The organism is Cyanobacterium sp. uoEpiScrs1 (assembly GCF_947331815.1).
GTDB lineage: Bacteria > Cyanobacteriota > Cyanobacteriia > Cyanobacteriales > Microcystaceae > Rippkaea.
In genome coordinates, this window is the sequence record NZ_OX373462.1 from 2011544 (window position 1) to 2037466 (window position 25923).

The following is a 25923-nucleotide window of genomic DNA, read 5'->3' on the forward strand; positions in this document are numbered from 1 at the left end:
ACTTTAGCCTAATATCGGTGTTTTTATATATTTGTACGATGCCTTTAAAAATCATTATTTAATAATATGTTTTATGATAACTGTTTAAAACTATGATTTTCTTGCAAAAAATAAAAAAGTTTTTCATTGCTTGGCTAACTTATAATATACTCTTAAAATATTTAATTTCTTTGTTCATTATTTTTGACGTTACTAACCACTATTAGTTTTTTATATCCTATATAAGGAGGTTCAATAGTGGTTAAACTAAAACTGTATTATTTTAAATTTTCCATTCATTTAAATAATGTATTTCTATTTTTATCCCATCATAGAAATAATTTTTATATTACATATAAATTAACTGTTATACTCTGGTATGATCTAGGAATTATTTTTTAATAACCTTTTATTTTACACTTATTTGAGTTTGTTTAATTTAATTTAATCTAAATGCATACACAAATTATAAATATTTAGCAAGGAAACATAGCAATAAAAACTAAATATACTTTATTGTCTCTTTTTATTGAATAACTTAGTCTCTCTTAAGAGTATAAAATGATTCAAACCACCCCCGTCGCCAAAAGAAAAAGACTAAGCTTGCTGCAACAATTATCATCATACCTATACAAGTAACATAACTCCAACGCCAATGGAGTTCTGGCATATATTCAAAGTTCATGCCATAAACTCCTACAATAAAAGTTAGAGGAATAAAAATTGTAGAAATTACTGTTAAAAATTGCATTATTTCATTCATTTTATTGCTCATAGCGGACAAATAAACATCCATCAAGCTTGAAGCAAGTTCCCGATAAGTTTCTACAATATCAAGCAGTTGAATAACATGATCATAACAATCGCGGAAATGAATTTTTACTTCTGGTTTAATTAAACAACTCTCTCCTCTTACTAACAAATCGGTAACATTGCGTAGAGGCCAAATAGCTCTTCGTAACGCTAATAATTCCCGTCGTATGGCATAAATTTCTTCAAGATAACTACTTTGGGGTTGCACAACTAATTTATCTTCTAAAGCTTCAATACGATCACCATATTTTTCTAATACAGGGAAATAACTATCTATAATTGAATCTAACAACAAATAGGTTAAATAATCAGCTCCGGTTTGACGAACTTTTCCTTGATTGGCATAAATACGATTACGGACTATATTAAAACGATCTTCAATGTGCCTTTCTTGGAAAGTTAAAAGATAACCTTGCCCTAAAACAAATCCTACTTGTTCACTTGAAAATTCTTCTTCACTAGATTGAAAAAATACTATCTGGACTATAATCATTAATTGTTCATTATAGTCTTCTACTTTGGGACGTTGGGGAACATTGACCATATCCTTAAGCAGCAGAGGATGAAGTTTGAAAATTGTTCCAACCTGTTTCAGAATTATCTCACTACCTAATCCTTGAACATCCATCCAAGAGACAGTATTTTTACTTAAATAAGGAATTAAAGCTTTGGGGATAATATCTACCCTACGGATAGCCTTAATTTCATCATAGTCTATTAAAACAATGCGTGACGGTTTTGCATTTGGTTTAATCTTAAGAGTACTTGGTTCACTGCCCAGTTTATCATGAAAGCATTCCAAATAATTTTCCTCTTCCAAATTAAGTTTTTGCAGTAGTTCTGGGTCAGATGGATAAAGCTCAGTCATATGGAATTTAGTCCAAATTAGTTTTTTAAATATCTTTAGCCTAAGAATAACAGGGATAGTGAAATGGTTAATAATTACAACGGCTAATCATGATTTTTATAAATGAGAGATGGCAAAATAACAACAATAGAAACAACTTAACCCTAAGCTGTTCTTTGCAATACTACTATCCTAAATACTTTTCTTACAAAATAAACTATCGTTTTGTTACAAAAAAGAATATATTTTAACTAAGATATCCTGAACAACTTGTTACTCTAATTCATTGTTCGGTATCTAATATCATAAATACACTAGAATGTAGTCAATGTATATACATAATATAAAAGTGTACTATTGTATACTCTTATTGTAGACAAAACTGATAGTATTTAATCAAATATCTTTTGCTTTCTGCTTAAAAAGAAAGCTATTTTAATATTCTTATTTCAGGCTATATATATGAACTTAAATACTCATTTCCTTCAAATAAATGAAATGAGAAGATAATAGTTTATTTTTTTATTTTAATTTAGAGATAATAATCAATATATCTATAGATATATTGATTATACTTATTAAGTACTTAAATATAGGAAGTACTTAGTGAACACACTATAGAATATAAAAAAGCTCAAAAAAATTATAGAAGTTAACCTCTTTTAGTTATAAATAACCATAGTTAATTATTAATTTTTAAGTTAACCACAAAGAATATAGATACTTATTAAATTTGTCCTAGTTTGACAGGGTAATGTACTTAGTAAATTATTTATAAATTTAGTATTAGTTACTTAATAACTCCTGTATAAATTCTATCAACAAGAATTTAAAGTAAGTATTTACCTTTAATAGAATGAGAAACGCTAGTATTAGTTGAATTCGCCGATACAATATTAACCTATAAAGTTAAATTTTATCTCTGTAACCATTTCTAGCGTAGAATAGTTAATGACTAAAATATTAATAATAATAACTAATTTTTTACATCCAGCTGAGCCCATTTTTTAAGAAGACATAAATAGAAAAATAAGCAAAGTAAAATAAAATAAGTAGTTTCTAAAAATAGATTTGGGAAAATGAGTATCTAAATCACCCCAAATATTGAATTGTATTTACATTTCAAATGAATATACTTTTGTTTTTAGTTAATAAATTAATCCCACGATCAATTATAAGGTTACTGATTAATATTTTTGTTATTAATTTTTTTAGCTAATGGCTTTTTTATATAATTTTTGAATAGTTTTTAGTATCTTCTCAAAAGAAGATTTAGAAGAATCTTTAGACGGATCAAGTAACTGTAGTTTAGTTAACAATTGAGCTTCTTGTATTTGCACATCACCATCACTATAAATTAAACCACTAATAGATTCAAGTAATTTTTGATAATCCTTAGTGGTAGGATTACTACCTAAATATTCTTCCAACCATTGGTAACATTGGCCAGGTTGAACTGGCTTAAGTTCAGATAAAAGAGTAGTAATTTCTTGATCATCGGCAAGATCTTGGCTAGCTATCGTTTTATTTAAATAATTCCGTTCCTCTTGCTGGATTAGTCCATCGATCCAAGCAGCACCAATCAAAATCTTGAGGAGTTGTTTCGTTTTCTGAGAACTTTTCATGATTAATTTCAATTGTTTTTAGCTTCCGCTATCTTTAATATATAATGAAATGCTTTGTCAGCAAATTGAGCTTCTATCAACCTTTCTTTAACTTCACTAGAAAAAAGCCATCCATTTGACGCTGATGGGGCAAGATCTGGATCCATCCCGACGGAGTTACCCAATTGAACAAAGATAAATGGGGTAATGGGGGTTCAATATGCCAAGTTGTATGGGTATCGAGAAACTGTTTGATAATCAATTCATTTTCTAAATAATTAAGAGTACAAGTAGAATATACTAATACCCCCCGAGGTTTTACCCAGGTTGCCGTTTTTTCTAATAATTCTTGTTGTAATTTTGATAGCTGTCGGACTCTTTCAGAATTATATCGCCAACGAATATCAGGATGTCGATGTAAGGTTCCTAGTCCTGAACAAGGAGCATCTAGTAAAACTCGATCAGCTATTGCAGTGAATTGGTCAAATTGACGGCTGTCTCCTTTTACAATCTGAATAGATTTTAGATTTAACCTTTGTACATTAGCTTGTAGTTTGTTTAATCTTGATGAAGTACAATCACAAGCAAAAATTATCCCTTTATCTTGCATTAATTCGGCAATATGAGTAGTTTTTCCTCCTGGAGCAGCACAAGCATCAATAATGACTTCCGAAGGTTGAGGGGCAAGCAAATGGGCTACTAACTGTGAGCTGCTGTCCTGTACAGTCCACCATCCTTCCTGAAATCCTGGTAATTGTTTAATAGAGCCTATTTTTCCACTTAATCGTAATCCTTGACAGACATATTCTAGATCTACTACTTTAACATCAGCTTGCTTCAAATGGGTTTCAACGGTTTCTATAGTAGTTGTTAAAGGGTTAATACGCAGATCAAGATGGGGCGGTCGATTAAACCAGTCACATAACTGTGCAGTGGTATCTTCCCCGAATTGCTGCAGCCAGATTTCGATAATCTCATCAGGAAAGCTATAAAAAATACCTAATTTTTTAACAGGGTTATCAGGTAGTACCAAAGGGTCAATCTTAGTCCTGCTTAGACGGATGTAGTGGCGTAAGATCCCATTTACTACGCCTGAAAGGGCTAGCAATTGATTTTCTTTGGCTAGCTCAACACTGGTGTTGACCGCTGCTGACAAGGGAATATTGCTAAGATAGCGTAATTGGTAAAGCCCAAGGTGTAATATTAAACGAAGATTGGGAGGTTGTTGATGCGCATTTTTTTTACCTAGTTGATTAATTAAAGCATCCAAAGTGCGCCGTCGTCGGATAATACCATATACTAATTCTGTGACTAGGGCGCGATTATTCGAGTCCAAATTAGTTTTATTGAAGGCTCGGTCAAGAGCAATATCAGTGTAAGCTCCCTGCTGTTCAATTTCCTTAAGAATCAATAGCACTAATTGACGAGGATTTACGCTTCCTGCTGCTGGTATTTTCATAAATTTTACAAGGATATCTTTTTATTGAATAGAATACTTAAGCTAATATAGGCTAACTTAACGTTTTCCGGCTAACAATTTATTGGCTAGTACATACTAAATATTACGATAAATAATTTTTAAAAATAGTTTTTTGGTACAATGTAACAATACTGATAAATGTATTTTTATTTATAAATAATTAAAGTTACTATGTTAATAGTAACTTTCTTCTCTTATTACATAACAATATTGCGATAGGCTTTTGTAGAGATAGTTAGTAAAAAACTTTTAGATAAATATGTAACTTATATTTAATTTTAAAAATAGACAACTTTAATAGTTACTATTTATAGTATAGTTTTACTGATAAATATTTTTTTAATTTCTATTAAACTTATATGCTATTCATGATTATTTCTTGAATATTTATCCTGTTTTTACTAATTTACATAATTAGCATATTTTTAGGATAGAGTTAAAGTCTTAACTTTTCACATATATCTAAACTTTTTACAACTTTTTATTAAATTTAAAATTACATAATAAACACTAAATATAAGGTGGACTTAATGATAATAGCAATACAAAATAAACTATTTAGGAATTATTATAAGTGACTTATTTATATATATTATTTTTAGTTTTCATAGTACCGTTTATTGCTTTTAGAGCAAAATAGTATCTTCGTATATTTTCTCCCAAAGCTATCTATATTTAGTAATTTATACAATTTAACAATATTTGTAAAAATTGATATTTTAGTTTTAGCTTTTATTCAATGCAAATAAATTTATTCTTAAAAGAATCAATTTTCATAAATTAAAATAATTTGGTATTGTCATCAGTTTTATATTTAAAAAATTAAATATTTCTATATTTTTTATTAATATGTAATTTATCTACAAGCTGCAGATTTAAAAAATCTTGTCGTTAAAGTTTGATAAAATTTCTCAAATTATCAAGTTGCTCTATTAATCGAATTTAATTTATTAATTATCCTCTTTTTTTCGTCCTTTTAGCTCAGTCTGATAGATTTTAAAATAAAGATAATTCAGACTACTAGGTTAGTAAATTTGAATAGTATTGTTCTTTTAGAACAAGATCTTCTCGAAAAAATTTTCTAAGTTAATTTTCCGCATAAATGCTCAGGTGAAGCTACAAAAAATTGTTAAGGACCTAGCCTCATTGAGGTTGACTTTAAAAGATGATTATGCTGTTTTTAATAAAAATCATTTAAAGTACATTTATTGACTAATTAACGCTTCGGAAAACGACGTTGTTGAAGAAAGTCTGGAATATCTAACCCCATGTATTTAGGAGGTTCTGTTTCAGTAGCTTTGGTAGTTGAAGTATTATTTACTTTTTGTGTAGAAGAACTTTTTACTGTTTTTGAAGCCGTACTTTCAGACTCTCCACTAAAGCCCGTCGCAATGACTGTGATTACTACTTCTCCTTGTAACATAGAATCAATAACTGCTCCAAAAATAATATTCGCATCTGGATCAACTACATCAAAAATAGTTTCAGCCGCTGTTGTTACTTCATGAAGAGTGAGATCGTTCCCCCCAGTAATGTTAAAGACCACTCCTTTAGCTCCCTTAATTGAGTGTTCTAATAGAGGGGAAGAAATTGCCTGTACCGCTGCATCATTGGCACGAGATTTTCCTGAACCTGTGCCCAGTCCCATTAATGCCGATCCTGCATCAGCCATCACCGCCCTAACGTCCGCGAAGTCTACATTAACCAAACCAGGAATTGTAATAATGTCCGAAATCCCTTGTACCCCCTGTCGTAGAATATTATCTGCTGTCAAAAATGCTTCCTGTAAGGGAGTATCTGGAGGAATAACTTGTAGTAACTGGTTATTAGGAATAACAATCAGAGTATCGACGTTATTTTGTAGATTATTGACTCCATCTGTTGCCTGAGTTGTACGCCTTCGTCCCTCAAAGGTAAAAGGACGGGTAACAACTCCTACAGTCAGACAGCCCATTTCCTTTGCAACCTCAGCAACGATGGGAGCTGCTCCTGTTCCAGTTCCTCCACCCATACCAGCTGTAATAAAGACAAGGTCGGTGTTTTCCAAAGCGTGAGCGATTTCATCTCGAGACTCTTCAGCAGCTTGAGTCCCAATAGATGGGTTTCCTCCGGCTCCCAGACCTCTAGTCAATTTTTGTCCAATTTGCAAACGTTGAGGAGCAGCTGATTGAGAAAGAGCCTGGGCGTCGGTATTGATGGCCCAAAATTCAATTCCAGTTAAGGAACTTTCAATCATACGGTTAACCGCATTACATCCGCCGCCCCCAACACCAACTACTTTGATTCTAGCAACGTTATTTGGCACTATCCTATTTCTCCCAGTCTCTTCTGTAAGGGACTCTGAAGGATCTTTCAATTGAGGCAAGAATGGATTGTTATTGTGAACATGAGTATCTCCCATTGCACTTGATATTTCCGAAGATTGAGTATTATTAAGATTAAAACTTGAATTATTGGAAATCAATTTTTCACTAGATGCCATTGTTATTGACGATTAACTAAGAGTGGTTGAAAAACAATTAGACGATAATGCGTATGATTAAACTTATAATATAGCTAATCAGTTTTTAATTTAGTAGTATTATATAATACATAGAGCACTTATCTATAAATGGAATAGTAAACTTCTCTATGCGGACTCGTCTCATCTTATACACTAAAAATCTAGTGGTAGTTTGTCAATCTTTATTACTCGATAAATATGCTTATTTTTGTTAAACGTGCAGTTAGAAGTCACCAATCAATGATTAAATTTAGCTTATAAATTTAAAAATTAGACTAAGGATTCAGATTAATTGAAGGAAACTGTGGATTAGTGACATCTAAGTAAAAAATACGGTCTGGAGGAACACTAGAAGAAAGTTTACTCATTCTAGCTAAAACTTGCAACTGTTCCTGAAAACGATCACCATAAGGACCACAATGTATAGTTCCTAATTCAGTTTTTAATATAAGATTGCTTGGATCCTGCCAATCTACTGTTGTAATCTTGATTGGAGACTGAAGAATTAAATGATATATCTCAAGCCAATGAGAACGATACCGGGGATTAAAACCATGTACGATGATATCTTGTTCCGTCTCAACTTTTACATCTTCTCCGTAAAATTTCTTAGAGATCCAGACTCCAGTGGCATCAAGATAGCCATCGCCTTGGGAAGAAGTACCCATAACAACCGGTTGTCGTTCTTTGACAGTAACAGTTATCTGAGTTGGAAAAAGCTGACGAGTTAGATGAACATCCTTAAATGGCGGTTCTTTCTTCAACTGTTGAGTCAATTGATGAAGGGGAAGTTGCCAGATAGACTGAGGATAGGATACATTGAGGAGCTGTCGTATTTTATTTGAAGACAATAGCCTATTTCCTACAATTTTAATTTGTGATTGATCTTTAATTACCCAATGAGGCCAACTAATTATCCAGATCAATCCTCCTACCATTCCCAAAAGAGCTAAAAAGCGCCAAACCCCTTGCCATACTTTTAATTGTCGTTGAGTACGCAAAGTTTGTCGTTTACTTTTTAACGAATCAGCACCAACTAATATATTATCTCCCATAGGATGAGTGTACTCACTTTCAAAAAATGTTATAACTAGAGAAAAGTACTCCAGTTAAAAAATAACTAATTGACCGATTGTCTGTTTTGGTGAACTGAATGACTTAATAGTAAAAGATATATCAAGTCGCGTTATCAGGTTCGAGTGTTACAGTTAACACGTAATTAGAAAGAAATCTACTTGTCCTTTTATCTTTGCATAAATTTAGGCTTATGGTTAATCAAAAACGTGGGCTCATTCTCGGCGCGACTGCGGCTATCTTGACTGTAGTTGCAGTAACAGGTGGAGGACTCCGCTTTTCTCAGAGTCAAGCTTTTTTTCAAAATAGTCCAAAAGAATTAATTGACGAAGTATGGCAGATTATTAATCGTACCTATGTTGATGAAACATTTAATCAATCGGATTGGCAAGCTATTCGTGTAGAATATCTAAACCGTCCTTATGTTAACAAGGAAGAGGCTTATAAAGCGATTAGAGAAATGCTCGCAGTACTTGAAGATCCATACACCCGCTTTATGGATCCCGAAGAATTTAAAAATATGCAAATTGACACTTCGGGAGAATTGACTGGAGTGGGTATTCAACTTACCAAGGACGAAGAGACTGGTGAACTAATGGTAGTTTCTCCCATTGAAGATACTCCAGCATTTGATGCTGGAATTTTATCTAAAGATATTATTACAAAAATTAATGGCAAAATTACTAAAGGGATGGAGGTCGGAGATGCCGTTAAGTTGATTCGAGGCAAACCAGGCAGTAAAGTAATTTTAACAATTCGCCGTAGTACTGAAGAAGCTGATTATCCCCTCATTAGAGCACGTATTGAGCTACATCCCGTTCGCTCTCGTTCTCAACAAACTCCTATTGGATTGATTGGCTATATTCGTTTAACTCAATTCAGTAGTCAAGCTGGTCAAGAAATGCGGGATGCTATTAAAAAACTAGAAGCTAAACAAGTTAACGGCTATATTTTAGATCTCCGTTCTAATCCTGGAGGCTTGCTATATTCAAGCATTGAAATTGCTAGAATGTGGCTTGATGAAGGAAAAATTGTTTCAACAGTTAATCGTCTTGGACAAGAGGAGCAACAACGAGCCAGTAACCGTGCCTTAACAGATAAACCGCTGGTGGTATTAGTTGATGGAGGTTCGGCGAGTGCTAGTGAAATTTTATCAGGAGCTTTACAAGATCATAGACGCGCCATAATTGTAGGAACTCAGACCTTTGGTAAAGGCTTAGTTCAGTCTGTCCGAGGATTAGGGGACGGTTCTGGTTTAGCCGTTACCGTCGCTAAGTATCTTACCCCTAATGGACGAGATATCAATAAACAAGGTATTGGACCTGATATCATATTTGAACTGAGTGACGATGAACGTAAAGCTCTCCAACAGGATAGTGAACGGATTGGAAGTTTTGGTGATCCTCAGTTTGATAAAGCGTTTGAAGTACTCAAACAGCAAATAACACAGTCAAAAGTAACCAACACCCATGCCGTAGTCTATTGACATAGTGCAAGCATCTGGTAGCAAAAATCTATTAGTGTTTAGCCTAAAGTTATTTAAGACCTATAATAAGGGAGAGGCAGAGGTCAGAATATCCGTTTTCTCTCCTTTATTTCTGAGTTATCAACAAGTAAGAGAAGTTATTATTTAGTCGATTAAATAACCATGGTTAACGAATATTTTTAATTATAAAAAATACTATAGATTAAGTTAAGGTCAAAATTATTATTATTTCAAGATTACTTTTACTCAAAACAAAGATTAATACCAGAATATAATTGCGCTTCAAATAATAATTTTGCTTTAGTTATTCAACCTCGATGATTATTTTTATTTATGTTTCTAGCAACTTCATTCTAAAATAGACTTTATCGAACAAAATAAAAATTATAAACCAAATAGAAACAACAAAATATCTTCAAATTTTCAAGTAGATTCGAATGATCAAAAGTGTATTTTTATATTGACTATTGGCTTATTGTAGATTTTATCTATTGCTAAACTAACTAACGTTATTATGTAAAAGCTCTATACTACCATAAGGTATGATTAAATATTTTGGAGGTTTGTCGTAAGACAAAAAAACATTAATGAGAAAAAAGTACCATGTTTATGGTGTTGGTAATGCTTTGGTAGACATAGAATTTAAAGTTTCACAAGAATTACTCCAACTATTAAATGTTGATAAAGGTGTGATGACTCTTGTTGATGAAGTTCGTCAAGAGAAGTTATTAAAAGAACTTAATGGACAGCCATGTAAGCAAAGTGGAGGGGGTTCTGCTGCCAACACTATGATAGCCCTTAGTCAATTAGGTGGTAATGGGTTTTATTCTTGTAAAGTAGCAGCGGATGAAGCAGGAAAATTTTATTTAGAAGACTTACGCAGATGTGGGTTAGATACCAATGAACACAACGGTGATGGGAAAGGAGGAACTACCGGAAAATGTCTAGTTATGGTTACCCCTGATGCTGATCGCACCATGAATACATTTTTAGGTATTTCGAGTAGTTTATCCGGACAAGAATTAGTCCTCGAAGCAATTTCTGATTCTGAATATCTTTACTTAGAAGGGTATTTGGTCACATCCCCAAGTGCTCAAGCAGCAGCTATTAAAGCTAGGGAAATTGCTGAAAATTCAGCGGTAAAAACTACTGTTTCTTTATCTGATCCAAACATAGTAGAGTTTTTTAAAAATGGGTTATTAAAGATTATTGGTTCAGGATTAGATTTTATTTTTGCTAATGAAGCAGAAGCTCTAAAAATATCCAACACGAAAGACTTTTCCGAGGCGATCTCCTATTTAAAAACTTTGGCAAAAGGATTTGCTATAACCCGTGGTCCGAAGGGCTCATTAGTTTTTGATGGTCGAGAATTGATTGAAATTGCTCCTTGTCCTGTCCGAGCCATTGATACCGTAGGTGCAGGAGATATGTATGCCGGAGCATTTCTTTACGGAATCACCCATGGAATGACTTATCGCCAAGCTGGATATCTCGCTTCACAGGCTTCTTCTCGAATTGTTACTAGTTATGGACCTCGTTTAACTAGTAAAGAATTAAAATCTTTACTAGCAAATTAAGAGTTTTTTCATAGAAAACTCCGTGTAGAGACGTTTAAGAACATATCTCTACATTTTCTTGATCTAACGAAATATAAAGAGCTCTCTTACACAGAACTAAACATTAGCTTTTATCATTATGTTAAATACATATTCAACAAGATGGATTTAGATAATTATCAATCAATCAACTTTTTTAATGTTCTCCAATAAATAAAAATTGCTCTTTATCCATCTTACGTAATGGACAAAATAAAAATGTATAAAAGAAGGTGCTGGCAGGAACAATCAATCCAATATTAGGTAATCAAGTACTCAAGACTTAGTCTCTTAAAAATTCATTATTTTTAGTAAACTTATAGAGATACCCCTAAAATTCGAGATAACCAGATCTCAAAATTGTGGATTGGATGGTAATGAGTAGTCAAAGTAGTATCCGCCATGGGTTTAACAAGAATTGTAAACATTCCCAAACGATTGCCAGCCAGAACATCGGTAAACAAGCGATCACCAACCATTGCTACACCGCTTACGGGAAGTTTCATGGACTGGACAGCTTGTCGTAGTTTGCGTCGGGAAGGTTTTACTGCTCCCAACAGATAGGGGAGAGTCAAGGTATTAGCGATTCTACTAATGCGACCTTCACTTAAGTTATTACTAACTAACCAAATGGGAGTTACTTGTTTAATAGTTTCTATCCATTGCTCAAGTTCTTGAGAAACTTGGCTTTGTTTTAAAGGGACTAGGGTTTCATCTACATCTAAGACTAATCCTTTAATATTATAATGAATGAGAATTTCTGGTGTTAAACCAAGAATAGTATCTCCTAAAACTAAATCAGGTTGTAATAATTTGGTATTGGACATTCGTTGGCTTGCCTCAATAAATAATGGAGAAAGTATTTTTAATCTTATTTCTTAGTTTGAATTGCTCGCAAACTTTTTTCTCTATGGAATTATTCTTGCTGGTCGAAAAAACTGACTGAAGTTAACTTTGTCACTAAGCGGGTGTTGAGTGATTTATAGCCTGTCTTTATTCTAAGCATTCATGTAAAAATAATTAAAAGTGGATAAAATAAACGATTAGTTGACTTCTATGAATCAGTTAGAGAAAAACTCTCTCAAGATTAAGAACCTAATATATCTCTTTGAGAATTTACTCAGGTTGCTTGAGTTCCATTTCGTGAGGAGCAATACTAGTATTGACTAAACTAAATTTTAATTAAGCAACAGTCTTTTTAGCTAATCACTTAATCTAATCGGCTTTGAAAACCGCTCCAACTATTTTGGAAAAAGCAGTTAATAAGATGTCGAGTCTTATCGTTCCAGTAAAAGGTCAATAATTTTACTTTTACTAAACAACATGCCCAAAACTTCAGCTTCAGACTCCGGAAGGATATTCTCAATGGCTGGGTAACAGCACTTTCTCATCCTCAGCATTTAGAGGTACTGAACGAGAAATACTATTGCATAACCAAGGTCATTGATAACCCTAAGTTATTAAATTATATTTAACCTATCACCTCTTGACTCTTATAATCTACTAGATTATGAGCATTTTATTATTAAACTCTAAATGCTTAGTCTAGATATTGCTAAACTTGACGAAGAGTCTGAAGTGTTATTCATCTACATAAATTTATGGATCGCGTTGGGGTTTTATTACTGAATTTAGGGGGACCAGAACAATTAGAAGATGTTCGCCCCTTTTTATTTAATCTATTTTCTGACCCAGAAATTATTCGGTTACCAGTCCCCTGGTTACAAAGGCCTTTAGCTTGGTTCATTTCCCAGGTAAGAAGTGGAAAGTCCAAGAAAAATTATGAACAAATTGGAGGAGGTTCTCCTCTGAGGAGGATTACTGAGGCTCAAGGAAAAGCTCTAGAAAGAAGATTAGCAGAAATAGGTCATAACGCCAAAATATACGTTGGAATGCGTTATTGGCACCCCTTTATTGAAGAAGTGATGAATCACATTAAACAAGATGGAATAGAACATCTAGTGATTTTTCCTCTGTATCCTCAATTTTCCATTAGTACCAGTGGCTCTAGTTTCCGAGTACTTGAGAAAATGTGGCAAGCTGATAGTGATCTTGCACGAATTAACTATACTTTAATTCCTTCTTGGTATGATCATCCTGATTATTTAAAGGCAATGGCTGACCTAATTACCCAAGAATTAGATAAACATGAGAATTCTTGTCATACTCATATCTTTTTTAGTGCTCATGGAGTCCCTAAAAGTTATGTTGATAAAGCTGGAGATCCCTATCAAGTAGAAATTGAGGCTTGTACTCACTTAATCATGAAAACCTTAAATCGGCCAAATGATTTTACCCTAGCTTATCAAAGTAGAGTTGGTCCAGTGGAGTGGCTTAGACCTTACACGGAGGATTCTTTAAAAGAATTGGGAAAAAAAGGAGTTAAAGATTTGTTAGTAGTTCCCGTTAGTTTTGTTTCGGAACATATTGAAACTCTTCAAGAAATTGATATAGAATACCGGGAAGTTGCTAAGAGGGCTGGAATTGAAAATTTTTATCGAGTGCCCGCATTAAATACCCACCCCATTTTTATTGATTCTCTCGCACAATTAGTCACTAAATCTCTTCAAGAATCTCCTTATACCTTTGACAAAGTTATTCGTCCCAAAGAAAACAGAATAATATGCTCTCAAGAATATTGGAGGCGTAGTATCACCACAACAATTGAGGTGTGGAATACTAGATTAGCGATAATAGGATTTATAGCTCTTTTATTTGAGTTAATTAGCGGTCATGGTTTATTACATCTTGCTGGGTTACTTTGACTTCTTTTTTAATTTAACGTAGCGGGGTTGAAAGATTATTCCTTAATAGTTCTCGCTTGGCTGTTCTGATGGTTTTCTACGACAGAACAACTCTGAGGAAATATTTCATCTATGGATTATCTAAGTTACGACTAAACCTAAATTTGTTATATGTTTAAGGTTTAAAGACTCATGAATCCTAGTATATAGATTGATGGCTATAAATAAACTGTTTAAAATTAACTTCTTATTTTAAATTCTGATATTTAAGTGTTTAGAGTTTGATTTGTGGTAGTTCAATTTTAATTATCTTTGTTAAGTTGTAATCTTGTCTCTTCTTTTTTTTTAAATATTTACTTAAACAATGTATTTATTGATAAATAATTAATCTATAGAAAAAATTTGTTTATAAATTATTTTTAGTCTTAAACTATTATTTATACTGTATAGTTATTACAAATTTATATGCTTTTGTCTAAAATTTGTTTTAGTTTTTTTTATTTTACTTAAATTAGTGTAGTACACTATTTGATATTTAAATATCATTAAATAAACACAAAACTTTAAGCTAATTAATTAATTACCTAAAATAATCCAATTTTATTTTTTTCTATGCCTTTTTAGTTGTATAAATAAAACGTAAATTTAATTTTAGTTAGTTAACTTTATTAATGTCTTTGCAGATAACTGGTTCTTCCTTAATTTCTTCAAACTTTAACCACTAGGGACTAGTGTATAACAAAATTTTGATATCTTAGAGATTAAAATAGAGAATTGATAAGGACATCCACTTTTTTAAGTATATTACACAACATAAGTTCTATCTTGTCACACTCATTCGATTATTAATGATTGACTTAATGATTTTTCTCTGGGTCAATGGCAGAGATAATCTATGCTATTGACTTAGGGTATTTCACGTCTTTAGGATAGCTTATTTTAGTAGAGTTATTGATAGTTCCTCCTTAGAAAGCAACGTAATGATCTAAGATTAAGTTGAAGTGAAGTCGTTTATAAGTCCGAGTGCTATTATATGATGATACCTACTTAAATGTTAACCTCTAACTAGATATGAAGCTAAAGTTAAGAAAGAGTATGATGGAGAAGGTTCGCAGGGCGATACAAAATAAGACTTTAGCCTCATTCGTGACTGTCTTATTATTATTGTTATGGCTAAACCAAGGAGTTATTCAGGGTAATTTTGATACTTTAGACGCGAATTTTTTACATTGGGTTCGACACTTTCGTCAACCTGGTTTATTTGAATTTGCGCGAGTCTCTTATCTATTAGGAGAAGCTGAAGTTGTTATTTTTTTTATTTTAGGCGGGTTAAGTTTTCTGCTATGGAAACGTTATTTAAAAGAAGCCCAAGTTTTAGCAATTTCTTCTCTAGGGATCCTTGTATTAATTGATAAGATATTAAAACCTTTATTTAGCAGAATACGTCCGGCTCCAGGATTAATTGATGTTCATGGAAATAGCTACCCTAGTGGTCATATTTCTGGTAACTTTATGCTGTATTTATACATCTCTTATTTGATTGCATTTCAGTTCCCCAAACTAACTGTTTATGTTTATAGTGTATCAACTGTCCTAGTTTTTTCTATGGGGTGGGCAAGTCTTTATTTGAATATTCATTGGGCAACAGATATTATTGCTGGTTTGTGTGTTGGCTATCTTTCCTTTCTCCTATCTATTTCTCTTTTAAAAACTATTGATATAAAATATCGAGGTTTCTAGTAGACAGAACGACTAGAAATATTTATATTGGATATTCTTATGAATAAAGTAGATACTTATAAACAGATCGTAAATAAATACAACTTATCAATAAAATCTCCTAAGGCACTCTGGATTTTTTCTATTCTATGGTTGATGCTAGTTAGCTGGATTGCTTTTTTATGGGATTTAGGAACTATTGGTTTAGTAGATAAAACGGAACCCATGTTTGTTGAAGCATCCCGTCATATGTATATGACGGGAGATTGGGTAACTCCTTATTGGAACGGTGAAACTCGCTTCGATAAACCGCCTTTGACTTATTGGCTAATCTCTTTATCTTTTAAACTATTTGGAGTTAATGAGTGGGCGGCTCGTTTTCCTTCCGCTTTATTTGCAATTGCTTTAGTATGTTTAAGTTTTTATACCTTATACAATTTTGGACTTTTTGGACTTGAATATTCTCGAGCTTCCACAAGTGATACAGTACAGTGTGAGCCATATAAATTATGGTTTTCGGCTATTTTAGGAACGGCTATTATTACTTTTAATCCTTTCTGGATTGCATGGGGAAGAACAGCAGTTTCTGATATGTTTTTATCTAGCAGTATTGGGCTAGCATTACTATCATTTTTCGTTGGCTACGCCCATCCTCAAAATGATTGTACTACGCGATTAGGATTATCCATTAAAAATTGGTGGTATATGGGGTACTGGGTCTTTATGTCCGTAGGTGTTTTGGCTAAAGGTCCTGTAGCTATTGTCCTTCCAGGAATTATAGTAATTGTCTTTCTTTTATTTGTTGGCCGCTTAGTTGAAGTAGTGAAGGAAACTCCTTGGTTATTAGGTATTGGCAGTATCATTACTATTACTATTCCTTGGTTTCTTATTATTACTCTAAAACATGGAAAAGAATATATTAATACTTTTTTTGGATTACATAATATACAAAGATTTACTAGTGTTGTTAGCCGTCATCCTGGAGCATGGTATTATTACTTTTTTGTAGTTTTAGTTGGATTGATTCCTTGGTCAATTTTTTTACCATTAGCCATTGCTCGTTTACGCTTTTGGAAACGAAGACTTTGGATATCCTCCCAGCGTTCAACTCACTTAGGTCTGTTTGCTTTAGTTTGGTTTATTGTTGTACTTTTATTTTTTTCGAGTTCAGTCACTAAGCTAGCGGGTTATGTTCTTCCTTTAATGCCAGCTGCTGCCATTATAGTTGCACTATTTTGGAATGAACAAATATTCAAAAAAGAAGGAGATTGGTCAGGTTTTTGGACTATTCTATTTTGGCTGAGTGGATTAGCCAATGTAGGGGTTTTAAGTGGATTAGCTATTGCCAGTTTTATCAGTCCTAAACTGATTAGTTATGATCCAATGATGCCCCAGTTTAGAGAACTATTACAGACATCAGGTATACCCATCCGTAGCGGAATCATCTTATCATTTTCTGCCTTAAGTATATTGATTTTGCTATTCTGTAAACATCATCGACGTTGGATTTGGTCTGCAAATTTATTAGGGTTTGTCGCTTTTTTTAGTTGGATCGTACTTCCTCTTGCTCCAATTATTGATAGTCAACGGCAACTTCCTTTAAGGGAGCTTGGAACTTTAGTAAGACAAGAACAAAAGTTGGGAGAAAAACTAGTTTTTATTGGTTTTATGCGTCCAAGTATGGTTTATTATGCTCAACAAACTATTGATTCCATTACTGAAACTGATATCTATAATGGTAGAGCAATTCAATATTTCAATGAGCAAGCTAATAAACAAAATGTGTCTTCGACTATTCTGATAATAGCCAAACCTAAATATTTTAAACAATTAACCTTAAGACCATCTGACTATCAAGTTATAGGGGAAGGTATCGCTTATCAATTAATTCGGATAAAAATACAAACAATTTTGAATAAAAAGGTATTAATTAAACAATCTAGTTAAGTCCGATAAGCTAAAGCAAAACGTTGAATGCCTTCTAGATCTGGCAATATTTTTATAGAGTGATAATCAGAAGAGTCTTCTAAGAGTCGAGCTACATTATTTCCTTGCCCTGCCATCATTTCAATTAATAAAATTCCTCCAGGCTGAAGATAATTAGGGGCGCTATTTACTAAATAGCGGATTATCTCTAGTCCATCTTTACCCCCATCTAAAGCTAAATAAGGTTCATGTTTTTTTACTTCGGGTTGAAGTTGAGATAGTAGCCTTGTGGGAATATAAGGGGGATTAGATACCAACCCACTAATTTCACCTTTCAAGTATTCTAAAGGGCTCCACCACGATCCTTCATAAAATTGGATTTTTGAAGAAAGTCCTAAGTTTTTAGCATTTTCTCTCGCAATAGATAAGGCAATCTCACTATAGTCAACAGCATGGATTTTTGCTTGTGGAAATACCATGCTTAATCCAATTGAAATCGCCCCACTACCAGTCCCTAAATCTACCCAATGTCCTAAATTTAAATCAGGAAGAGGACTCTTTTGGACTGCTTGAACAGCAAAATCAATGATTAACTCAGTTTCAGGACGAGGAATGAGAACTCCAGTAGCAACTTTCAGTGAGAAGTTACGCCAATGAGTTACACCAATAATATATTGGAGAGGAACCCTATCTTTTAGACGATGCCACCATAATTGACTCAATTGGGATAGTGAAAATTTCAAGTTAATTTTTGATAGCTCCCGAAATGACTCTAATTTCAATGAAAGTCGATCTAAGTCTGCCACTTCTTGAAGTAACCAGTCTACTTCTTGAGAGGAAATATTAGCAGCGATTGACTCACGTTTAGCCCAATTACGCCAAATTGCTAAGTCAGATCCCGATATAGGGTTTTCATGATTATCTTCAGTTAATTGTTTCACTACCGTCATTGATTTTGACGATTTTCTTGAATGATTCTCATCATTTCCTCGGATGGCCATAATCGAATTTTCCTGAAAAACTCATTATCTTCTTTTTCCAAAGTCCCAATTAAATTTCCTAGCAAAATTATTTCTATTTTAATGTCAGAAACCTGATCAGGTGCCTGTTCCTTTAAGTTATTAATAACTTGTTGAATTGTCTTTTTTTCAAAAAATATAGGAACAATAGTTTCCCCATCTTGTTTGATTGTTAAATAATTTTGTTCAGGTCCTCCTTTAAGGATATAAAGAGGAACACCACCTCTATATTCTTTTCCATCTTCAGTCAAAATAAGTTTAGCCGATTCAACTTCAGTTTTTGTGGGAATGTATTGAAGTGCTAATCGTTGGGACTCATTAGAGTTTTTTTTAGAAACTTCGTATATTGCTCCCAAAGAAATAAGCTCTACTTTATATTGATTAGCAATATTGGGTTTATCCTTTCCAAGTTGAAGCAAAAATTCATGAGCATTCTGTTTACTCATAAAAACATTAGTAAATATCGTTTTTTCATCTACTTTTCCTCCTAAAGGTATATTCTTATCGTCAACCAACATAAAGACAGGGATTCCACGGAGTAACTTAAAAATTTCCTCTTGAGGCAATGAAAAAACTGGGCGTGGCTGATTAAAGGCAGAGTACAAAATTGCGCCAGTAACTAACCCTAAAGTAACACCCCAACGAATTAAAGTTTTCATATTTGTACAATAATTTGATACTTCTTAAAAACTGATAAAAAATTGCTTTTTATGTTAAGACATTAATTAGATAACTTTTCTTTTTATTTCTGAATCTGCCTACTTATCTTCTTTTAATATTTCTAATAACTTTTTTGCTGAGTCCTCCGAAGGAACGAGAACCACACTTTTTGCGAATCGTTCTTGCTCTTTGTCATTTTTTTCAAAAGCAGAAAGAATTCCCTCTAATTGGGTTACTTTAACCTCTATAGATGAAGCTAATTCAGGCTGTTGTTTTTTAATAGTTTCAATTAATTTCTGCAGAGATTCTCTCTCGAAGTAAAAAGGAGTAAAACTTTCCTTGTCATAGTTTATAGATAGAAAAGTTTTCTTTTTATCAACTGTTACCATTCCATAAAATAAAGGAATTCCAGGAAACGTGTCAGCAGTGGGATCCTCTTTTTTAAGAATCGATAGAGCAGATGTAAGTTGTTTTTTTCCAGGAACGAAGGTAAATAGATCGGGAGGTCCTTGGGATTCACTTTTTTGCTTATCTTTTAGTAATTGATATACTTTGCCCAAGGGAATGGTGATTACTTTAACTTGACGTTCAGGATTTTCTTTCGTAATGTTTTCGACAACTTGCTGAGCATCTTGATGATTTAGATAAGTCACAAATATTTTTTTATTGTCATTGTCAGACAATAATATTTCTTTACTATTACCAATAGTAAAGACAGGAATTTGATTGAGTTTTTGCATAATTTGTTCTGGGGTTAATGCCAAAGCGTTAAACTTATTATCTAACAAAGAAGAAATTATAATAGAACTTACAATTAACCCAATAGTTATACTGCGATGTATAAATAATTTCATAGAAGTTAACCTCATATTTTACAATTAATTTATATGTACTTAATTACAGACTAGTGACAGACAAAAATAAACTATGCTTTATAGCAGAAGTTAAAAAGATTTATCTCTCACAAATTTGTTGTTTTCATAGTATCTTTGTTGCTTGAGGTACTTGAGATTTAAAAGTTTTTTAATACACTATTAGATCTACCCTAAGAATAGGACTAGCCTGCCCAAAACCAAGTTCCGACCTAGTTCCATCTCATCATAACAAACCTATATTCATAGGGGCGATGAAACATTGGGGCAATGTAGTTACGGACAGTCTAATCAAAGTCGGGATGACAGGATTTGAACCTGCGACATCCTGCTCCCAAAGCAGGCGCGCTACCAAGCTGCGCTACATCCCGTATCGCGCTCACTTATTATATCCCAAATACTAGAGAATCATCAACAGATATTCCTGGTGATTAATCTAAGATACTTATGCTCCCTAATCTTTAGAAATATCTAATTAGGATACCAAAACATTCCTTTAATGCCTTCAGGGTCTAAAACAAATCCTAGACGACGATAAAAGTCTATTACCTGAGGATCAGCAAACAAAGTAATATTACTAATATCCTCATTCCTAAGTTGGTGAATCATGTATTTAACTAAAGCTTTCCCAAGACCTTTGTTTTGGCAACTTGGGTGAATAACCACGTCCCAAACCGTGGCATTAAAGGCGTGATCGGAAGTTGCACGTGCAAATCCAACTAAACGCCTCTGATTTTTCTCAATTTCCCACATAGAGACTACGATAAAACTATGATTCAGAGCTTGCTTCACTTTCCCTAGAGGACGACGAGCCCAACCAACAGCATTGCATAATTCTTCTAGTTCGTAGAGATTAATGTCCCGTTCAGTACTTAAGAAAATGCGCCGTTGACCGTTTGTCTCACCTTTTATATCTAGAAGTTCTTCGTTGAACTCCGAAGTTAAATCAGAGGTGACTGAATCAGAAGGTTTACTAAACAATCGTTTCCAAAAGACCATGCCGACAAGGCTAAGCTTTGATGTTCTCTTTAATTTATACTGGATTTAGTCCATTCGGGTAGTTTTTAAATAGACATCAAATCGTAAATTTTTTCTCAAGTCATTTTATCGACCAATAGGGCCTTCTCACAAGGTTAGGATAACAATATGCCAACCATCGACATTTTGGGAGTTCCTCACGCCTATGAGCTAACATCCCCGTCTTTTCAAGTATCTACTCCCGTACTTATTTTTATTCATGGATGGTTATTGAGCCGTCAATATTGGCTTCCGTTAATTGAGCAATTAGCACCTAACTATCCTTGTCTAATTTATGATCTTAGGGGATTTGGTGACTCTCAAAAGGTTCGAGAAGCTTTAAATCTAGATATAGACTGGGAAATTTCATTGCAACGGGCTCATTCTAATTTGACTAATGGTAGCTCTCCTTTCGGATTAGGGGCTTATGCTCAAGATTTGAGGATTTTACTGCAAAAATTTGCTATTAAAAGAGCTTGGCTTATTGGACATTCGTTGGGAGGTGGTATTGCATTATGGGGAGCTGATTCCTGCCCTGAAACTGTTCAGGGAGTTATTTGTTTAAATTCAGGAGGAGGGATTTATCTTAAGGAAGAATTTGAACGGTTTCGCCTAGCAGGAGAACAGTTAATAAAACGCAGACCAAGTTGGTCATCCTATATGCCCTTGATTGATGTGCTTTTCTCTCATCTTATGATGGCTCGTCCTCTGGAAAAGCGTTGGGGACGACAACGGATTTTAGACTTACTTAAGGCAGATCCTCAAGCGGCTTTGGGATCTTTACTTGATTCGACAACGGAGACCGAGGTCCACCTACTACCCCAAATAGTATCCCGTTTACAACAACCTGTTTATTTTTTAGCTGGGGACAAAGATACAGTAATGGAACCTAAATATGTTCGCTATTTAGCTAGTTTCCATCCTCTTTTTGAGGTTCAGGGGAACAATGTTATTGAGCTAGCTAATTGCGGACATATGTCTATGGTAGAACAACCGGAAATATTAGGAGAGAAGATGTTAAAGATTCTTATGAGCCATAGTTAAAGCTTTAAAGACTAATTATTTTACAATTTTAGTGTCTATTTCTTGATAATTTATTTTTTATATAGCTAAAGTGTAGAATTTTATTCATTAAATAGTATGATTACTTAATCACTTGGTATTAATTTAAAGGTAAAGTTGAGCACTGTGATTGTAATTATTTCTGTATGCAGTTATTCCCTTCTTTTTGCTATTTAATATTTGAGAATAATGAAGCTTTAAGTATTCGATAGTGTTATCTATTCCGAGCTTAGTATATAAAAAATTTTATTCATAGATTTACAATAGATAATACTCATTAAGTTCATATTTGTTCAACAAACATAATAATTATAACCAACACATAATTGGGAATAAATATTTAAATAGTATGTAAAATTTTTAACAAAAGTAATATTTTCTTAAAAATAGAGATTAAAGAGTAAAAAATATAATATTTTGGAGGTAATCATTTTAAAAAATTATGACTTAGAGTATTATATTCTAGTTTAGACAAAGCAAACTTTACTAAAAATTTTAAATTCAACAATAACTAATATTATAGGGAAATATAACCCCATGATATAGAAGTAACTTTCTAATATTAAGTGTTTTCAAAAAAATGTCTTTATCTCAGCTAGCTTAATGAAACTCTATATTAATTAGAGCAATAACATATGAAAATATCTAAGTTAATTAATAAATAATCAAACTTATAAATATCAAAATTTGTCATTAAGTAAGAAAATAAGTAAAAGTAGTCCAGTTTTATATAACTTTATAAAAGGGTATGATATTATCTTCTCTAATCAATAAATAATTTTTTAGTTGTTGATTATTTCTGTTTAAATAGAAAAGACTTCCACTGTTCTATAATTTAGTATGAAACGTCAGTCTAGTAGTTTTCTTAGAGCTATTTTTATAAGTTGTATTAGCTAGTTTGGTTAAAATTTAATTTAATAGATATCAATACACAAATACCTTGTCTTTACTTAAGATATAGACTAGTGAGCTTGCATCTTTAAAAAATTCACGTCACAATTGAAAGGTATATGTTTTTAAATGTTTTTCTGAATAAATACTTAAAAATGAACTTCGATCAGCTAAGCTTCCCTCTCTCACTTTCTAACCATATTGAAGATTACGACCTTACTATTGTAGGAGGAGGAATTGTTGGTATTACTTTAGCTACGGCACTCAAAGCATCCGGGTTAAAAATAGTTATCATCGAAGCTCACTCTCAAGTTAATTCTGCTAGCAAACCTCAAGCTTACGCTCTTTCACTAATGTCTGTGCGTATTTTAGATGCAATTGGTGTCTGGAAGAAAATATCTTCCCAAGTCGGTAAATTTAATTCTATTCGTGTTTCTGATGCTGATCATCCACAGGTGGTCGAGTTCAAAACTGCTGATCTTGGAACCGATTATCTAGGCTATGTGGTTGAACATCAAGTAATTTTAGAAACACTAAAAACAATTATTGCTGATTCCCCTGAGATTAAATGGTTATGTCCAGCGGAAGTGATGTCCGTAGATTATCAAAGTACGAAGGCGACAGTAAAGATTAAAGTGGAAGGAAGGTTGCAGCAAATCCGTAGTAAATTAGTGATAGGAGCTGACGGAGCACAATCACAAATACGTTCAGAAGCAGGTATTAAGACTCAAGGATGGAAATATTGGCAGTCTTGTGTCACTTTTACTGTTAAACATAACGCCCCAAGCAATAATATGGCTTTTGAACGGTTTTGGTATTCGGGTCCTATGGGGATTTTGCCCCTTCCTGGAAATCGTTGCCAAATTGTTTGGACAGCCTCTCATTCTCAAGCAAGAGTAATTAAAGAGTTAGATGAAACTGAGTTTTTGAGACAGCTACAACAACGGACTGGGGGACTCTTAGGAGAACTAAAATTAGTTAGTGATCGCTTTATTTTTCCGGTTCAGTTAATGCAGAGTAGACGCTATACAGATCATAGACTTGCCTTAGTTGGAGACGCAGCACATTGTTGTCATCCTTTGGGAGGACAGGGATTGAACTTAGGTATTCGGGATGTAGCAGCTTTAGTAGAAACCTTGCAAAAATCCTATCAACGAGGAGAAGATATTGGAAGTTTAAAAGTATTAAAACGTTATGAGAACTGGCGTAGAAATGAGAATTGGGTGATTTTGGGATTTACTGATTTTTTAAATCGTTTATTTTCTAACCAGTGGTGGCTATCAATGAAGATGCGTCGGTTGGGATTATGGTTAACTAATACTTTTCCTTTAATTAGACGTTTGTCTTTGCAATTGATGACGGGATTATTAGGAAAAATCCCCCAATTGCTTAAATGACTAATGAATAAGATTAATTATCCTAATCTTCTAGCCTTAATTAAATTTTTTATAGATTTGGGAAGAGTGACAATATCGAAAAACTGTTCAAATTAGTCCTAATTTAAGAAAATCAAAAAAGACTATTTACAACATACATCTTCAAACAAATGTCTGACTGATTGTATTAAACTAATTTTCTGGAGAAATATTTATATGAATTTTAATAAAGAGAGAAAGAAATGAATTGAAAGTTTTTATTTTTTATTTTTTTAGAATTTGTTTATTTATTAATAGTAAAATTTAATTATTATGATAGTGATTTTTATCTAAAAGTTTAATTTATTGAAATATATATTTTTGAATAAATATATATTTATCTTTTTTACAAAAAATACCGAAGCACTATATCCTAGATAAGATACTCAAGTTTTAAATGAAGTTAAAATCGCCTTGATCTTGATTTATTGTATTATAAAATAAAGTAAAAATACTGGTTTTATAAAAGATTGCCATATGAGCTTTATCGCAGTTATTGACTATGGTATGGGAAACTTACATTCTGTTTGTAAAGGAGTAGAAAAACTAGGAATAACTCCAAAAATAACTGATTCTCCTAAGGAAATTGCTAAAGCTACTGGAATCATTTTGCCTGGAGTAGGGTCCTTTGATCCAGCAGTTCAAAGCCTACGAGCACGGCATTTAGTTAAACCCATTAACCAAGCAATTGCTGATGAAAAACCTTTTTTAGGGATTTGTTTAGGATTACAAATTCTCTTTGACGCTTCTGAAGAAGGAAAAGAACCAGGATTAGGAATTATTTCCGGAAAAGTACGTCGTTTTCGTTCTGAATCCAATCTTACGATTCCTCACATGGGTTGGAATCAATTGGAATTTACTCAGCCTAATCTAAGTTTATGGCAAGGCTTGCCCCCTAACCCTTATGTGTATTTTGTTCATTCTTATTATGTTGATCCAGTCGATCCGACTGTGACCGCAGCAACGGTTACTCATGGCAGTCAAAGGGTAACAGCGGCAATTGCTCTGGATAATTTGATGGCGGTACAATTTCACCCTGAAAAATCTTCAGATTATGGCTTAAAAAGCTTATCTAATTTTGTTAGTTTAACTAAGTAAATATGTTGCCAAATAATAATTTAATATAGTTAAGCATGAATTATACTAAACTAGTAAAGAGATACTAACTTGAAGGTATCAAAAAAAGACTAAAAAACAATAACCAGGTTTAGGTAAAT

18 protein-coding genes and 1 tRNA gene are annotated in these 25923 nt (G+C 33.1%); 8 read left to right on the plus strand and 11 right to left on the minus strand.

Translation table 11 applies throughout. The annotated features are described in order from the left end of the window. Window positions 1–517 precede the first annotated feature (517 nt). The 5 genes from corA to OXU93_RS06960 form a co-directional block, all read right to left on the minus strand. Window positions 518–1660 carry a magnesium/cobalt transporter CorA gene (gene corA, locus OXU93_RS06940; RefSeq protein ID WP_267383468.1) on the minus strand — a complete coding sequence of 381 codons (1143 nt, stop codon included), beginning with the start codon at window positions 1658–1660 and terminating at the stop codon, window positions 518–520. A 1190-nt stretch (window positions 1661–2850) separates the two neighbouring features. Next, entirely contained in the window at window positions 2851–3264 is a 414-nt protein-coding gene (locus OXU93_RS06945; RefSeq protein WP_267383469.1) for a TerB family tellurite resistance protein, read from the minus strand. A 76-nt stretch (window positions 3265–3340) separates the two neighbouring features. Then, a complete protein-coding gene (locus OXU93_RS06950; RefSeq protein WP_267383471.1) occupies window positions 3341–4702 on the minus strand; it encodes a 16S rRNA (cytosine(967)-C(5))-methyltransferase in 1362 nt (453 codons plus the stop codon). A 1237-nt stretch (window positions 4703–5939) separates the two neighbouring features. After that, the gene (gene ftsZ / locus OXU93_RS06955; protein WP_267383472.1) at window positions 5940–7205 is read right to left on the minus strand and encodes a cell division protein FtsZ; all 1266 of its coding nucleotides are present in this window, start codon (window positions 7203–7205) and stop codon (window positions 5940–5942) included. Between the two features lie 296 nt (window positions 7206–7501). Beyond that, window positions 7502–8281 (minus strand): cell division protein FtsQ/DivIB, encoded by a 780-nt coding sequence (locus OXU93_RS06960; RefSeq protein WP_267383473.1) that lies wholly within the window; start codon window positions 8279–8281, stop codon window positions 7502–7504. A gap of 212 nt (window positions 8282–8493) precedes the next feature. Here OXU93_RS06960 and ctpC point away from each other — a divergent pair, with 212 nt between their 5' ends. Next, on the plus strand, window positions 8494–9786 hold the full coding sequence (gene ctpC / locus OXU93_RS06965; protein WP_267383475.1) for a carboxyl-terminal processing protease CtpC: 1293 nt from the start codon (window positions 8494–8496) through the stop codon (window positions 9784–9786). A gap of 587 nt (window positions 9787–10373) precedes the next feature. Next, window positions 10374–11363 carry an adenosine kinase gene (locus tag OXU93_RS06970; RefSeq protein WP_267383476.1) on the plus strand — a complete coding sequence of 330 codons (990 nt, stop codon included), beginning with the start codon at window positions 10374–10376 and terminating at the stop codon, window positions 11361–11363. Window positions 11364–11698: 335 nt separating this feature from the next. On the opposite strand, the gene OXU93_RS06975 is transcribed toward OXU93_RS06970, so the two are convergent. Then, on the minus strand, window positions 11699–12208 hold the full coding sequence (locus OXU93_RS06975; protein WP_267383477.1) for a YqeG family HAD IIIA-type phosphatase: 510 nt from the start codon (window positions 12206–12208) through the stop codon (window positions 11699–11701). A gap of 774 nt (window positions 12209–12982) precedes the next feature. On the opposite strand from OXU93_RS06975, the gene hemH reads away from it, so the two are divergent. From hemH to OXU93_RS06990, 3 genes are all read left to right on the plus strand, one after another. Beyond that, window positions 12983–14146, plus strand: a complete 1164-nt coding sequence (gene hemH, locus OXU93_RS06980) for a ferrochelatase (RefSeq protein WP_267383479.1) — start codon at window positions 12983–12985, stop codon at window positions 14144–14146. A 1074-nt stretch (window positions 14147–15220) separates the two neighbouring features. After that, window positions 15221–15865, plus strand: a complete 645-nt coding sequence (locus OXU93_RS06985) for a phosphatase PAP2 family protein (RefSeq protein ID WP_267383480.1) — start codon at window positions 15221–15223, stop codon at window positions 15863–15865. Window positions 15866–15904: 39 nt separating this feature from the next. Beyond that, entirely contained in the window at window positions 15905–17791 is a 1887-nt protein-coding gene (locus tag OXU93_RS06990; RefSeq protein ID WP_267383481.1) for an ArnT family glycosyltransferase, read from the plus strand. Here the strand turns inward: OXU93_RS06990 and prmC are convergent. From prmC to OXU93_RS07015, 5 genes are all read right to left on the minus strand, one after another. Next, complete coding sequence (gene prmC / locus OXU93_RS06995; RefSeq protein WP_267384841.1) at window positions 17788–18720, minus strand: peptide chain release factor N(5)-glutamine methyltransferase; 933 nt, start codon at window positions 18718–18720, stop codon at window positions 17788–17790. The genes OXU93_RS06990 and prmC overlap by 4 nt on opposite strands. Next, the gene (locus OXU93_RS07000) at window positions 18717–19448 is read right to left on the minus strand and encodes a Tic22 family protein (protein WP_267383483.1); all 732 of its coding nucleotides are present in this window, start codon (window positions 19446–19448) and stop codon (window positions 18717–18719) included. Before OXU93_RS07000 ends, prmC begins: the two co-directional genes overlap by 4 nt. Window positions 19449–19547: 99 nt before the next feature. Further along, window positions 19548–20303, minus strand: coding sequence for a Tic22 family protein (locus tag OXU93_RS07005; protein ID WP_267383484.1), 756 nt, complete (start codon window positions 20301–20303; stop codon window positions 19548–19550). 315 nt (window positions 20304–20618) lie between these two features. Beyond that, window positions 20619–20692, minus strand: a tRNA-Pro gene (locus OXU93_RS07010). A gap of 100 nt (window positions 20693–20792) precedes the next feature. Further along, entirely contained in the window at window positions 20793–21320 is a 528-nt protein-coding gene (locus OXU93_RS07015; protein ID WP_267383485.1) for a GNAT family N-acetyltransferase, read from the minus strand. Between the two features lie 147 nt (window positions 21321–21467). Here OXU93_RS07015 and OXU93_RS07020 point away from each other — a divergent pair, with 147 nt between their 5' ends. The 3 genes from OXU93_RS07020 (at window position 21468) to hisH (ending at window position 25804) form a co-directional block, all read left to right on the plus strand. Then, window positions 21468–22382: an alpha/beta fold hydrolase gene (locus tag OXU93_RS07020; protein ID WP_267383486.1), complete on the plus strand. Its 915-nt coding sequence runs from the start codon at window positions 21468–21470 to the stop codon at window positions 22380–22382. A 1064-nt stretch (window positions 22383–23446) separates the two neighbouring features. After that, window positions 23447–24688 carry an FAD-dependent hydroxylase gene (locus OXU93_RS07025; protein WP_267383487.1) on the plus strand — a complete coding sequence of 414 codons (1242 nt, stop codon included), beginning with the start codon at window positions 23447–23449 and terminating at the stop codon, window positions 24686–24688. A gap of 495 nt (window positions 24689–25183) precedes the next feature. Continuing rightward, window positions 25184–25804, plus strand: coding sequence for an imidazole glycerol phosphate synthase subunit HisH (gene hisH / locus OXU93_RS07030; protein ID WP_267383489.1), 621 nt, complete (start codon window positions 25184–25186; stop codon window positions 25802–25804). Window positions 25805–25923 lie beyond the last annotated feature (119 nt).